The following is a 12100-nucleotide window of genomic DNA, read 5'->3' on the forward strand; positions in this document are numbered from 1 at the left end:
TTTCTTAACTTCACAAATTTCTGAAGAAACCGTACGCTCGAAATCATGACGAAGGCCATCACCGTCTCCGGGCTCCACAAGTCGTTCGGACGGACGCACGCGCTGGACGGGCTCGACCTCGCGGTCGAAGCCGGCGAGGTCCACGGCTTCCTGGGGCCCAACGGCTCCGGCAAGTCGACCACCATCCGGGTGCTGCTCGGACTGCTGCGCGCCGACGCCGGCGCGGCGCAGCTGCTCGGCAAGGACCCCTGGCGGGACGCCGTCGACCTGCACCGCAACATCGCGTACGTCCCCGGCGACGTGACCCTGTGGCGCAATCTCTCCGGCGGGGAGGTCATCGACCTGTACGGCAGGCTGCGCGGTCGCCTCGACACCGCGCGCCGCGCCCGGCTCATCGAACGCTTCGAGCTGGACCCGACGAAGAAGGGTCGGACGTACTCCAAGGGCAACCGGCAGAAGGTCGCCCTGGTGGCCGCCTTCGCCTCGCAGGCGGACGTGCTGATCCTCGACGAACCGACGTCCGGGCTCGATCCGCTGATGGAGGAGGTCTTCCAGAGCTGCGTCGCCGAGGAGCGCGACCGCGGGCGCACCGTCCTGCTCTCCTCGCACATCCTCAGCGAGGTCGAGACCCTCTGCGACCGGGTCAGCATCATCCGCAAGGGCCGCACCGTGGAGACCGGCGCCCTCGCCGACCTGCGCCACCTCACGCGCACCAGCATCAGCGCCGAGTTGGCCGGCCCGCCGAACGGCATCTCCGGCCTGCCCGGCGTGCACGACCTGGTGGTCACCGGCCACCGGGTCAGGCTCCAGGTCGACACGGACAAGCTGGACGCGGTGCTGCGGGCCCTGACCGACTCCGGCGTACGGTCCCTGACCAGCACCCCGCCCACGCTGGAGGAGCTGTTCCTGCGCCATTACGCGGCCGACGGCAAGAACCTGTCCGCCGGTGACGGCACGGGCTCCGCCGCGCACGACTCGACGGCGGTGGCCTGGTGACCGCCTCGTACGCGCCCCCCGGCACCCCCGTCGTCCCCGTCGCCGACCGCGGCCCGCAGCCCTTCGCCGGCACCGGCCCCCTCTTCCGGCTCGCCCTGCGCCAGGACCGGGTGATGATCCCGGCGTGGGTGCTGGTGCTCGGAATGGTCGTGGTGGGTGGAGTCGGCTCTTTGGAGAGCCTGTACGACACCCCGGCCAAGCGCACCGACATCTTCGACTCGCTGTTGACGAACGGCTCGCTGCGCGCGCTCACCGGCCCCGCCTTCGACGACTCCCTCGGCGGTCTGGTCGCGTGGCGGTTCGGGATGTTCACGGCCACCATGGCAGGGCTGATGAGCCTGCTGATCGTGGTGCGGCACACCCGCGAGGAGGAGGAGACCGGCCGGCAGGAGATGCTGTCGTCGATGGCCGTGGGCCGGCGCGCCTCCCTCACCGCCGCGCTGCTGACCGCGCTCGTCGCCAACATCTCGCTCGCCCTGCTGGTCGTGGTCGCGACCGCCGGGCCGACCGGTTCGGCGAGCGGTGCGCTCGCGCTCGGGCTGACCGTCGGCACGGTCGGCATGCTCTTCGCGGGCGCGGCGGGCATCACGGCCCAGCTCACCGAGAGCGCCCGGCTGGCCCGGGGCCTGGCCGGCGCCGTCCTCGGCCTGGCGTTCGCGCTCCGCGCCGCGGGCGACTCCGCCGAGGCCGCCGGCAACTCGGTGCTGACCTGGGTGTCCCCGCTCGGCTGGGCGTCGCAGGTGCGGCCCTTCGCCGGCGAACGCTGGTGGCTGCTCCTGCTGCTGGCCGCTGCCGTGGTGGTGCAGGGCCTGGTCGCGTACGTCCTCGCCGGCCGGCGCGACGTCGGCATGAGCTTCCTGGCGACCCGACCGGGGCCGGCCGTCGGCCGGTTGACCACCGCCACCGGCCTCGCCTGGCGGCTCCAGCGCGGCACGTTCCTCGCCTGGACGCTCGCGTTCCTGGCGCTCGGGATCGTCTTCGGCGGCATGGCCGACGGCGCTTCGGACCTCATCGGCGACAACGAGGACACCCGGCAGATCATCGAGCGCCTGGGCGGCCAGGCCGGGATGACGGACGCGTTCCTCGCCGCGATGGTCGGCATGCTGGGCATGGTCGCGGCGGTGTACGTCGTCTCCGCGGTGCTGCGGCTGCACGGCGAGGAGACCTCGCAGCGCGCCGAACCGATCCTGGCGAACGCGGTCAGCCGCACCGGCTGGGCGTTCGGACACCTGCTGATCGCCTTCGGCGGCGCAGCGGTCGTCCTCGCGGTCGGCGGCCTCGGCCTCGCGATCGGCCACGGCGAGTCCTTCGGCTCGGTGCTCGGCGGCGCCCTGGTGCTGATCCCGGCGGTCTGGCTGCTGGGCGCGATCGCGGTGCTGGTGTACGGGCTGCTGCCGCGCTTCGCCACCGCGGCCTGGGCCCTGGCCGGCCTGTGCCTGGCCATCGGCTGGATCGGCCCGGCGCTGGACCTCCCCGACGCGGTGCTGGACCTGTCGCCGTACGCCCACCTGCCCAAGATGCCGGGCTCCGCGATGAGCTGGCCGCCGGTGCTGGTGCTCACGGCGCTGGCGGCGGTGATGGTGGGCGCGGGGCTGGCCGGTCTGCGCCGGCGCGACATCGAGACGACGTGACGGGCCCGTCTCGTGCCCGGAAGTTCTGCGTGTCGTCGCACCGGGCGCGCGCGGTGGCACCGTGACGGGTGTGCGCTCATGGCGTCCACGGCCCGCCTGTGGCCCACCGCCGGCCGGCGGAGACCGACGCTCCCCCGGGGAACGGCGGCTGCGTCCAAAGGCGCAGGGACGCGCGCGGGACTTCGCGGACACGGCCCGGGTCCTTGAGAGAGGGCCCGGGGGCTACGGCTCCTCCGACCAACTCGTACGCAGCAGGTCGACGGTCTTGTCCTGCGAGAAGCCGGCTTCGCGGGCAGCGGCCACGAGTTGACGGGCGGCCTCGCGCAGCCGTGCCTGCGCCGGGGCGGCGACGACGACGGCGCCGCGGCCGCGCCGCAGGTCGATCAGCCCCTCCTCGCGCAGTTGTTGGTAGCCGCGCAGCACGGTGTGCACGTTGACGTCCAGCAGCCGCGCCACTTCCCGGGCGGCGGGCAGCCGGTCGCCGGGGTTGAGGGCGCCGTCGGACAGCGCCCGGCGCACGGAGGAGGCGACCTGCTCCGCCAGCGGCACGGCGGAGCAGGTGTCGATGCGGATCAGCATGTCAACGGTCGTCCCGTCGCGCGTTCCCGGTGTCCCCGGCCAGCAGGTCGGCCAGCAGCCCGGCCGCGGTCGCGGCGTCGTCCACGACCACGACGAACTCCTTGCCGTCCGCCAACTCCAGCCACACCGCGGCCCCGGACCGCAGCGCGATCCCGCGCCGCCCCGGCTTGATCCGGTACCCCCAGCCCCCCAGGTCCGCCAGCGGCCGGGCCTCCGCGGTCCACGCCCGGACGATCCGGTCCAGCGGCACGTGGATCCGCGGTCCGGGCAGCACCGGCGGCCGTACGGTCAGACCGGAGCCGTCGACGATCACCCGGGAGCCGGGCAGCGCCCCGACCAGCAGCCCCAGCGGTGCCAGCCAGAAGCCGGGGCTCCAGCCGAGCGCGCCGGCCGTCACGGCGGCGACCGTGCCCAGGACGGCGGAAGCGGTCAACCACCGCGGGCCGACGCTGCGCACCCACACCGCCCGCTCGCCCTGCCGCAGCCCCACGGAGGACGTGACCACCGGACGGTCGGAGCGGTCGGCGCGGGCCGCCGGCCCCTCGGGAACCAGCGCCCGCACCCCGACGGCGGCGACCACGGCCGCCCCCGCCGCCACGGCCAGGTGCCACAGCGGCAGCCGCGCCTCGTCCGCGCTGGCGGCGTCGGCGTTCACCAGCACCACGACCGTGAAGAGGTACCCGAGGCCGACGGCCGTGGCCGCGGACGCCGCGTACAGCGCCCGCAGGTCGACCTTCCGCAGCAGCGCGCCGCGCACCAGCGCCGCACCGAGGCCGAGCAGCAGCACCTCGCACAGGAGCAGGAGTTGCGCCGGGGACCCCGAGCGGTTCACGTCGCCGCGCTCGTCGAAGCGGACGGCCATGGGGTCCGGCAGGTTCGACCACGACGCGGCGAACACCACGGCCACCACCAGGGCGGCCAGCAGGCAGGGCAGCCCGGCGGACCAGCGCAGCGGTGCGGACGGCAGGGCGGGCGGCGGGGCGTGAGAGGTCCGGTCGGGGCGGTCCATGCTGCCTCCTCGGCGGAGCGCGACGCTCAGCATTGTTCGTATAGGACTAGAACAACTAGAGGATAGCGCAGGCCGTTCCGCCCCGCGGAAGAGCAGACCGCTCCGCACCTCGAAACAGGCCGCTCCGCCCCTCGGGAAGCGGGACAGGTCCGCCCCTCGAAAACGGGACAGGTCCGCCCCTCGGGAAGCGGGACAGGTCCCGAGCCCCACGAGGGCCCGGGACCTGTTCGGTCATCCGCGGTGCGTCACAGCTCCACGCGCAACTCCGTCACACCCCGGATCACGTACCCCGGCTTCCACTCCGGCTCCCCGACCATCCGCATCGTCGGCGCCTCGCGCAGCAACTCCCCGAACGACGCGACCAGTTCGAGCCGCGCCAGCGGTGCGCCCAGGCAGAAGTGGATGCCGGCCCCGAAGGTGACGTGCGGATTGTCCTGCCGCCCCAGGTCCAACGCGTTCGGCGCGGCGAACCGCGCCGGGTCCCGGTTCGCCGCGCCGAACAGCAGCGCCAGCTCCGAGCCGCGCGGCACGACCGTCCCGTCGATCTCGACGTCGTCCAGCACCCAGCGCTCGAACATCTGCAACGGGGTGTCGTACCGCATCAGCTCCTCCACCGCCGTCGGCAGCAGCGCGTGGTCGGCGCGCAGCGCCGCGAGCTGCTCGGGGTGGCGGAAGAGCGTCCACCAGCCGTTCGCGGTGGTGTTGACGGTCGCCTCGTGCCCCGCGTTCAGCAGCAGCACGCAGGTGGAGACCATCTCCTGCTCGGTCAGCCGGTCGCCCTCGTCGTGCGCGGCGATCAGCGCCGAGATCAGGTCGTCCCCCGGGTCGGTGCGCCGCTTCGCGATCAGCTCCCGCAGGTACGCGGAGAACTCCAGCGACGCCGTGACGGCCTTCTGCGCCGTCTCCCGCGACGGGTTCAACTCGAACATCCCGCAGATGTCCGCGGACCACGGCCGCAGCAGGTGCCGGTCCGGCTCCGGGACGCCCAGCATCTCCGCGATCACCGCCACCGGCAGCGGCTCGGCGACGTCCGCCAGCAGGTCCCCGCCGCCGCGCTCGACGAGCCCGGCCACCAGCTCGGCGGCCAGCCGCCGCACCGTGGGCTCCAGCGCGGCGACGGTCCGCGGCGTGAACGCCTTCGTCACCAGCCGTCGGATGCGGGTGTGGTCCGGCGCCTCCAGATCGAGGATGCCGTGGTCGTTGAGGGTGTGGAAGGGCTCGTGCTCCGGCGGCGGGGGAGTGCGCCCGAACTCCTCGTGCGTGAAGCGGTGCAGATACGTCCGCCCCAGGCGGCGGTCGCGCAGCAGCGCCGACACGTCCGCGTAGTGGGGTACGAGCCACTGCCGGGTCGGCTCGAACCAGTGCACCCGCCCGGCGGCCCGCAGCGCGTCGTACGCCGGGTAGGGATCGGCGACGAAAGCGGGTGACCACGGCTCGAATGTTGCGTCCATATCCGGACGCTAACCTCCGAAATGCCCGTCTGACCAGGGTTGCAACCTGAGCGTGACGCGCCAGACGTTGTTGCAGGTCGCGCTTCCTCGCGCCTCGGGGCGCGCCCGCCGTGGCCCCTGCGGGGGCGTCGGTCCCTGCACCCACCGGGCCCGCGGGCACCATCGCTGCGCACCCACCGGGCCCGCGGGCACCATCGCTGCGCACCCACCACGGCGTCACCGCGCCCGCCAGCAGCGCTCGCCAGCAGCGCCCGCGGCAGCTACGCCGGCGTGACGAGCCGCGCCTCGTACGCGAAGACCGCGGCCTGCGTGCGGTCGCGCAGCCCCAGCTTCACCAGCACCCGGCTCACGTGCGTCTTGATCGTCGACTCGGCGACGACCAGGTGCGCGGCGATCTCCGCGTTCGACAGCCCCTGCGCGATCAGCACCAGGACCTCCGTCTCGCGCTCCGTCAGATCCCCGACCTGCGCGGGCGCGCCCACCTTGGGCGCCGCCTGGTTGAGCCGGGAGAACTCGGTGATCAGCCGACGCGTCACGGTCGGCGCGAGCAGCGCCTCGCCGGCGGCGACGACCCGTACGCCCTCCGCGAGCTGGCGCGCGGAGGCGTCCTTGAGGAGGAAGCCGGAGGCGCCGGCGCGCAGCGCCTGATACACGTACTCGTCCAGGTCGAAGGTGGTCAGCACCAGCACCTTGGACTCGGCGTTCGAGGCGACGATCTCGCGGGTGGCCTCGATGCCGTTCAGCTCCGGCATGCGGATGTCCATCAGGACGACGTCCGGGACCAGCTCGGCGACCTTGGCGACGGCCTCCCGGCCGTTCACCGCCTCGCCGACGACCTCGATGTCCGGCATCGCGTTCAGCAGGACCGAGAAGCCCTCCCGGACCATGATCTGGTCGTCGACGATCATCACGCGGATGGTGCGCTCGCTCACGCCGTGCCCTCCTTGTCGTTCGTCTGCGTGCTCTCGGAGAGCGGTACGGGCACGAACGCGGTCACTTCGTACCCGCCGTCCTCCGTCGCCCCCGCGGTCAGCTCGCCGTTGAGCATGCTCACCCGCTCCCGCATCCCGGTGATGCCGTGCCCGGCGCCCGGCGACGGCTTGACCAGCCCGCTGGGCGCGGTGTTGACCACCCGCAGCCCGAGCCCGCCGAGCACGTACGAGACCTCCACCTTCGCCGACGACCCGGGGGCGTGCCGCAGCGCGTTGCTCAGCGCCTCCTGGACGATCCGGTACGCGGACAGCTCGACCCCCGGCGGCAGCGGCCTGACCGCGCCCGTGCCGGTCTTCGTCACGTCGAGCCCGGCGTCGCGGACGTTGGCCAGCAGGTTCTCCAGGTCGGCGAGCACGGGCTGCGGCGCGTCGGGCGCCTCGTAGTCCTCCGCGCGGACGACCCCGAGGATGCGCCGCAGCTCGGTGAGGGCGGCGACGGCGTTCTCCCGGATCGTCGCGAACGCCTTCTCCAACTCCTCCGGCGGGTTCTCCACCCGGTAGGGCGCGGCTTCGGCCTGGATGGCGACGACGGACATGTGGTGCGCGACGACGTCGTGCAGCTCGCGGGCGATGGTGGTGCGCTCCTCCAGCAGCGTGCGCTTGTCCCGCTCGACGGCGGTCACGGTCCGCTCGGCCTGCACTTCCTGCTCGGCGGCGCGGACTTCCTGCTCGGCGGAGCGCCGCACGTTGATCACGGTCGCACCGAGCAGCACCAGCGCGGAGAACAGCAGCATCTGCGGAATGATGCTGTCGTAGTAGCGCGCCATGAAGATGTCGGCGAGCAGCCCCGTGAAGGCGGTGAGCACCCACATCCACACGGCGGTGCGCGGCCGGGTCCGTATCGTCACCACGAACATGATCAGCAGGTGCGCGGCGAACGCGGCCGGGGTCCAGGGCCAGAGCCCCCACGATTCGAGCGACGACAGCACGGGCGCGGCCAGCAGCGAGACCCAGAAGGCGCCGACGGGCCGCACCAGCAGCATGAGGGTGATCGCCGCGGGCACCAGGGCCTGCGACAGCACCCGTACGTAGTCCCCGCCGATGAAGGTCGCCGCACTGAGGCACATCACGGCGGCCACCCCGACGATCAGCGCGTGCAGCCCCCACTGCGCACGCTCCCGAATCCGTTCGGGAAGCTTGCGCATCAGGGGCCCGTCGGTGCGCAACGGCGCCAGCGGACGGTACGCGAAGGCGTCGTGGAAGAGATCCTGCCGGAGGCCCTGGAGGACCCCGACGGCCAGGCGGTATTCGGGGCTGCGGGTCGTCTCAGTCACAGGTTGAACGGTACGGGGGCGAGGGGGCGGGGTCGTCCGCACAGGTATGGATCCTGGCGGGTCCGTCTTGAGGACTACGGGGCCGTCTTGCGACCTAGCCGCAGGTCACGGCGGTGACCACGACGACGAGCGGCCCCCCCGGGGTGGTCCGGCGGCGCCGCTTCGAGGAACCGGCTGCCCAACGGCACATGGATCCCGCCGCGGCGGGGCACGCTTATGCCCGTCGGCAGAGGCGTTCGACGGGGGGCGGGGAATGAGACGGTTACGGGGAATGCGATCGGCCGCCGCCGGGGTGGCCGCCGCCGCGGCGGCGCTGCTGCTTGCGGGGTGCAGCCAGCCGACGGACTACAGCGAGATCGTCACCTTCACCGACGAACACGGCCGCGCCTGCACCGCGGCGGTCGTCGTCGACCAGGAGCAGAACGAGGGCGACGACTACCAGGTCTCCAGCCTCGACTGCGACTACCCACCGGAGGGCCGCACCCCGGGTCCGACGCGGTACTCGCCCCTGCCGGAGCGGAACGGGGGCTGACCGGCCCCCACGGCCGGCCCTCAACCTCGCCGCGCGGCGCCTTCGGGCCACACGACATCAACGGGTACGCCGGCCGCTCGGGCTTCGAGCACGGTGTCTGCGGTGCCGCCGCCCTTACCGGTGGGCGGCTGGCCGTCCCACACCGCCACGAGCCGGTCGGCACGCTCGATGAGAACCGCATTGGCGGCTTCGTACGCCTGCCGGTTGGCCGTCTCGTGGGAAAGGGTCACGGTCTCCTCGGCGGCTTCGACGAGGCGGTCGAAGAGAGCAGCGTGATCGGGCTTGACCTTGTTCCGTCGGTAGTCCCGGGAAGGGACGACGACCGTCAGCCGCCCGCCCGCGGCGAGCACGGCCTCGGCGAAGACCGAGTCACTGCCCTTCGCGATGCAGGAGACACCGACGAGCCGCCCCTCGCGGGCGTGCTGCCCGAGGAGGTCGTCCAGAGCTGCGCGGACGAGGGGGACGCTGTCCTGGGTCAGGTCCATGTGGCCGGTCACGGCGATGGTCGTCACGTTTCCCTCTTCCACGGGTGAGAGTTCCTGCGGCGCATCACGGTGGAGCACTTGGGCGAAGCGCCCGGCGAGGAACGGAGTCTGTGAAGCGTGCGGGCCTGGGGCGTGGTGCGAGTCAGGTGGTCGCTGCGACGCGATCGGCCGGTCGGGACGTTCAGCAGGGCTTCAAGGCGTTGTGCAGCCAGTCGAGAGGGCCTTGGGACAGCAGTTCGTCCGCGAGCTTGCGGGCGGTGTCGGTGGTCAGGCGGGCGCGGCTGTTGTCGATCCACCGCTGGGCACTCTCGTGGCCCCGGGCTCGGTACTCGATCCCCTGGAGCATGCATTCGAGCTTGTCGGCGTCGCGGGCGCAGACGGCTTCGGGTGTCTCTTTGGCCTCGTACTCCGCGACGATGTCACGCACCCTCGCCGCGAGCACCTCCGGCATGCCGGTGGTCTGGTCTGCTGTGACGACCTCGGGATCCGCGCTGGGCGCGTACTTCTTGCCGAGGTGGTTCACGTCCCCGGTGCGCGTCTCCTGGGAGTCATGCCACACGGCGAGCAGCGCTGCCCGTGCGGGGTCTGCCCCTTCCAACTCCGCGATGACGGACGCGATCAGAGACGTGCGCCACGAGTGCTCGGCCACGCTTTCGGGGTCCCGGACGCCCGCCATCCACCAGCCTGTTCGGCGGGCGTGCTTCAGTGTGCCCGCCTCGTACAGGAAGTGCGCCACAGCGGACAGGCCGTCAGCCACGGTCCATCTCCTCTCACGCCTCGGTGAGGCGGATTGCGTATCGGATGCCTTCCAGCTCACGGCGCGCCCGCGCCGACAGCTCTGAGCCATCCAACATCACGGGCAGGTGGTCGCGCAGTCGTTGGACGACTGGGGATCCGGGGCGGAGCAGATTTGCGCGAGCGGTGAGCAGGGCCCACAAGGTGTGGACGTTCAGTTCAAAGAAGCCGTGCTGAGGTGTGAGGCCACGTACCAGGTGAGTGATCAGCCGTTCTCCTTGCCACACACCGACGCCTGCCGCGATGAAGTCGTCCGAGAGTTCGACGGGAGTTTCACCGATCCAGTTCGCCCAGTAGTTGAGGTTGGCGGTCTCTCCTGCGTCGTTGTCGGCGAGGGCGTGGGAGATGAAGTGCTCCATGCGTTCGCGATCACCTTGACGGGCAGCCACAGTCGCGACGGAGCGCGCGTTGAGCCACCGCTTCAGCCAGTCGTCCGGGCGCTCAGTCTGCTGCTGGTGAGCCAGCCAATCGGTGGTGTCGGGAGCGTCGTCGTAGCCAGACAAGTAGAGAGCTTGCCGACGCAGCAGGAAACAGTCCGGCCCGCGAGCGTGTTCGGCGGTGTGGCGTGTCGCGATGAAGAACCGTCGCCGCTCCGAGTCGGGTAGTTCGGGGAATTTCGGCACGGGGCCCCGTCGGGGCCTCGGCGGCGGGGGGAGGTCCCTCAAGGGCGTGGGGGTGACCCTACTGAGCGGCCATGCGAGGACTTCCACGAGATCGCGCTGCATCACCCAAACCCCCATGGGGTTCTCCTCCGAAGGAGGATCGTCCAGCACGCTGGTCAACAGGATGTCCGCCTCCATAGCTCGATCCAATGTGAGCAAGAGCGCAGGGGCAGTGCCCAGCCGGAGAAGATGGTGCCGATGGGCAAGCATCTGCCCGACGGGCACCGCGGTCAGTGGTCTGCGTCCGGATTCCCAGCCCGCGATGGTGTCGACCGAGGTGCGGAGGCGCTCGGCAAGGGCGTCTTGGGTCAAGCCGAGTTGTTCTCGGACGAGGCGGAAGACGTACCCGGAAGTCGTCCCGCCGCGCTTGCGCGGCGTTGCCTTACCCCCGGTCAGGGTTGAGGCGTTCGACGTACCCATAGTGCCTCCTCACAGCCCGAGTTGAGGTCAGATACCCGTACCCACAGTCACTTCAGGCGGCGTTCGCAGCTTCCTAGAGTCGGAATCGTGATGACCGGCTACTGAGCGTAGTAGGAAGGCGGCTGTCGTGGACCCTGAACACAATCTGCGTGACACGTATGGGGAGTCAGGTGCTGAAGCATTCGCGAGGATGACGCCCTGCGCGAGGGAACAGCCGCCACGTCCGGCGCCCGAGCCACCTGCGATGACGTTGCGGGTGTATCGGGTGGGTGCGGATGGGACGCGGTGGCCGGTGGAGCGGGAGGTGCGGGTGCGGGCGTCGGATGATGTCGTGCCGGAGCCGATGAAGTTTCCGCCGTGCTCGTGCCCGCGTTGCTCCGGGAGGGCCGGGTGAGCCCCGTCGTGAGCTTGGTGGATGTGACCCGGGACGTACGTCTCGCGGGCGCGGTCTGTCTGACTCGGCCGCCGAACAGCGCCGTTGAAGGGCTACGGGATCGGTTGCGGGCCCACATCACCATGTTGGCTGGGCCTGCTGAGGCGTACGGGCGCAGTCTGGGCGGGGAGTGGTACGGGCAGTACGTGTTGACGTGTGTTGCGAGTGCGCGGAAGGCGGCGGCGGGGGTCGAGCCGGAGATTCGGATCGATGAAGAGCTGTTGCTGTTGGCGGAGTACGTGAAGACGCTGCTGATGTACACGGGGCGTAAGCCGCGGCACAGCGCGTGATCTCCGTGTGCCGACGCGACGCGACGTGACCCGGGCAAGGGGCCAACGCGTCGGCACACGGGTCCAACCGGCCCCGGTCCTGTATCTCCGATCCCCCGCGACAGGGCCGGGGCCACCCACCCACAGGAGAACAACATGCTGATCCTGATCCCCATCGGCCGCGCCAAGCTGACCACGGCCGACGTCACGACGTGCGAGGCGTGCTGGCGCCAACCCGTGAGCGTGATCCGCAGCGCACCCGGTGTCCGGGACCTGCTGTGCGATGCCTGCGCCACCGAGGGCAACCCCGTACGCGTCGAACTCTTCCCGCCGCTGGGGGTCTACCGCCTCACCGAACGTCGACTCGAAGCCGGCAAGCACGGGAAACCAACCCCGCAGTTGCCACCGGACCCCGGCCCACACCCACCACGACCCGCGCCGACACCCACACCCGGCGTACCCCCGGTGTAGACCCCGGTCCGGTTCTTCGCACACGCGGAGACCACGACGCGCGGTCGGTGGCGATCATCACCGTCCGCGGAACACCTCCGCTGGGCGGAGACCACGTCAAG

13 protein-coding genes are annotated in these 12100 nt (G+C 71.6%); 5 read left to right on the forward strand and 8 right to left on the reverse strand.

Annotated elements, in window-relative coordinates:
- Nucleotides 1-45 precede the first annotated feature (45 nt).
- Nucleotides 46-996, forward strand: coding sequence for an ATP-binding cassette domain-containing protein (locus ACH4E8_RS16880; RefSeq protein WP_398448790.1), 951 nt, complete (start codon nucleotides 46-48; stop codon nucleotides 994-996).
- The gene (locus ACH4E8_RS16885; protein WP_398448791.1) at nucleotides 993-2627 is read left to right on the forward strand and encodes an ABC transporter permease; all 1635 of its coding nucleotides are present in this window, start codon (nucleotides 993-995) and stop codon (nucleotides 2625-2627) included. The genes ACH4E8_RS16880 and ACH4E8_RS16885 overlap by 4 nt, the downstream gene beginning before the upstream one ends.
- A 222-nt stretch (nucleotides 2628-2849) precedes the next feature.
- Here the strand turns inward: ACH4E8_RS16885 and ACH4E8_RS16890 are convergent, their stop codons facing one another.
- The 5 genes from ACH4E8_RS16890 to ACH4E8_RS16910 all read right to left on the reverse strand — a co-directional run bounded on the left by ACH4E8_RS16890 (nucleotide 2850) and on the right by ACH4E8_RS16910 (nucleotide 7980).
- Nucleotides 2850-3206, reverse strand: coding sequence for a GntR family transcriptional regulator (locus ACH4E8_RS16890; RefSeq protein ID WP_398448792.1), 357 nt, complete (start codon nucleotides 3204-3206; stop codon nucleotides 2850-2852).
- Between the two features lies 1 nt (nucleotide 3207).
- On the reverse strand, nucleotides 3208-4215 hold the full coding sequence (locus tag ACH4E8_RS16895) for a DUF1648 domain-containing protein (RefSeq protein WP_398448793.1): 1008 nt from the start codon (nucleotides 4213-4215) through the stop codon (nucleotides 3208-3210).
- 245 nt (nucleotides 4216-4460) lie between these two features.
- Nucleotides 4461-5666 (reverse strand): cytochrome P450, encoded by a 1206-nt coding sequence (locus tag ACH4E8_RS16900; protein ID WP_398448794.1) that lies wholly within the window; start codon nucleotides 5664-5666, stop codon nucleotides 4461-4463.
- Nucleotides 5667-5926: 260 nt separating this feature from the next.
- Nucleotides 5927-6574 carry a response regulator gene (locus tag ACH4E8_RS16905; protein WP_398449217.1) on the reverse strand — a complete coding sequence of 216 codons (648 nt, stop codon included), beginning with the start codon at nucleotides 6572-6574 and terminating at the stop codon, nucleotides 5927-5929.
- 20 nt (nucleotides 6575-6594) lie between these two features.
- Entirely contained in the window at nucleotides 6595-7980 is a 1386-nt protein-coding gene (locus ACH4E8_RS16910; protein WP_398449219.1) for a sensor histidine kinase, read from the reverse strand.
- A gap of 223 nt (nucleotides 7981-8203) precedes the next feature.
- On the opposite strand from ACH4E8_RS16910, the gene ACH4E8_RS16915 reads away from it, so the two are divergent.
- Nucleotides 8204-8464, forward strand: a complete 261-nt coding sequence (locus ACH4E8_RS16915) for a hypothetical protein (protein ID WP_398448795.1) — start codon at nucleotides 8204-8206, stop codon at nucleotides 8462-8464.
- A gap of 20 nt (nucleotides 8465-8484) precedes the next feature.
- Here ACH4E8_RS16915 and ACH4E8_RS16920 read toward each other — a convergent pair whose 3' ends face one another.
- The 3 genes from ACH4E8_RS16920 to ACH4E8_RS16930 all read right to left on the reverse strand — a co-directional run bounded on the left by ACH4E8_RS16920 (nucleotide 8485) and on the right by ACH4E8_RS16930 (nucleotide 10826).
- On the reverse strand, nucleotides 8485-8976 hold the full coding sequence (locus ACH4E8_RS16920) for a hypothetical protein (RefSeq protein WP_398448796.1): 492 nt from the start codon (nucleotides 8974-8976) through the stop codon (nucleotides 8485-8487).
- A gap of 154 nt (nucleotides 8977-9130) precedes the next feature.
- Nucleotides 9131-9706 carry an HD family hydrolase gene (locus ACH4E8_RS16925; RefSeq protein ID WP_398448798.1) on the reverse strand — a complete coding sequence of 192 codons (576 nt, stop codon included), beginning with the start codon at nucleotides 9704-9706 and terminating at the stop codon, nucleotides 9131-9133.
- A 13-nt stretch (nucleotides 9707-9719) separates the two neighbouring features.
- Nucleotides 9720-10826, reverse strand: coding sequence for a helix-turn-helix domain-containing protein (locus tag ACH4E8_RS16930; RefSeq protein WP_398448800.1), 1107 nt, complete (start codon nucleotides 10824-10826; stop codon nucleotides 9720-9722).
- 390 nt (nucleotides 10827-11216) lie between these two features.
- Here ACH4E8_RS16930 and ACH4E8_RS16935 point away from each other — a divergent pair, with 390 nt between their 5' ends.
- On the forward strand, nucleotides 11217-11549 hold the full coding sequence (locus ACH4E8_RS16935) for a hypothetical protein (protein WP_398448802.1): 333 nt from the start codon (nucleotides 11217-11219) through the stop codon (nucleotides 11547-11549).
- Between the two features lie 135 nt (nucleotides 11550-11684).
- Nucleotides 11685-11999 carry a hypothetical protein gene (locus ACH4E8_RS16940; protein WP_398448804.1) on the forward strand — a complete coding sequence of 105 codons (315 nt, stop codon included), beginning with the start codon at nucleotides 11685-11687 and terminating at the stop codon, nucleotides 11997-11999.
- The last annotated feature ends 101 nt before the right edge of the window (nucleotides 12000-12100 follow it).

The sequence above is a fragment of the Streptomyces sp. NPDC017979 genome (genome assembly GCF_044328175.1).
Lineage (GTDB): Bacteria > Actinomycetota > Actinomycetes > Streptomycetales > Streptomycetaceae > Streptomyces.

Coding starts and splice junctions, on each gene's coding strand:
- ACH4E8_RS16895 (WP_398448793.1), bottom strand. CDS start 4,215: ATGGACCGCCCCGACCGGACCTCTCACGCCCCGCCGCCCGCCCTGCCG.
- ACH4E8_RS16905 (WP_398449217.1), bottom strand. CDS start 6,574: ATGATCGTCGACGACCAGATCATGGTCCGGGAGGGCTTCTCGGTCCTG.
- ACH4E8_RS16930 (WP_398448800.1), bottom strand. CDS start 10,826: ATGGGTACGTCGAACGCCTCAACCCTGACCGGGGGTAAGGCAACGCCG.
- ACH4E8_RS16940 (WP_398448804.1), top strand. CDS start 11,685: ATGCTGATCCTGATCCCCATCGGCCGCGCCAAGCTGACCACGGCCGAC.
- ACH4E8_RS16890 (WP_398448792.1), bottom strand. CDS start 3,206: ATGCTGATCCGCATCGACACCTGCTCCGCCGTGCCGCTGGCGGAGCAG.
- ACH4E8_RS16900 (WP_398448794.1), bottom strand. CDS start 5,666: ATGGACGCAACATTCGAGCCGTGGTCACCCGCTTTCGTCGCCGATCCC.
- ACH4E8_RS16880 (WP_398448790.1), top strand. CDS start 46: ATGACGAAGGCCATCACCGTCTCCGGGCTCCACAAGTCGTTCGGACGG.
- ACH4E8_RS16915 (WP_398448795.1), top strand. CDS start 8,204: ATGCGATCGGCCGCCGCCGGGGTGGCCGCCGCCGCGGCGGCGCTGCTG.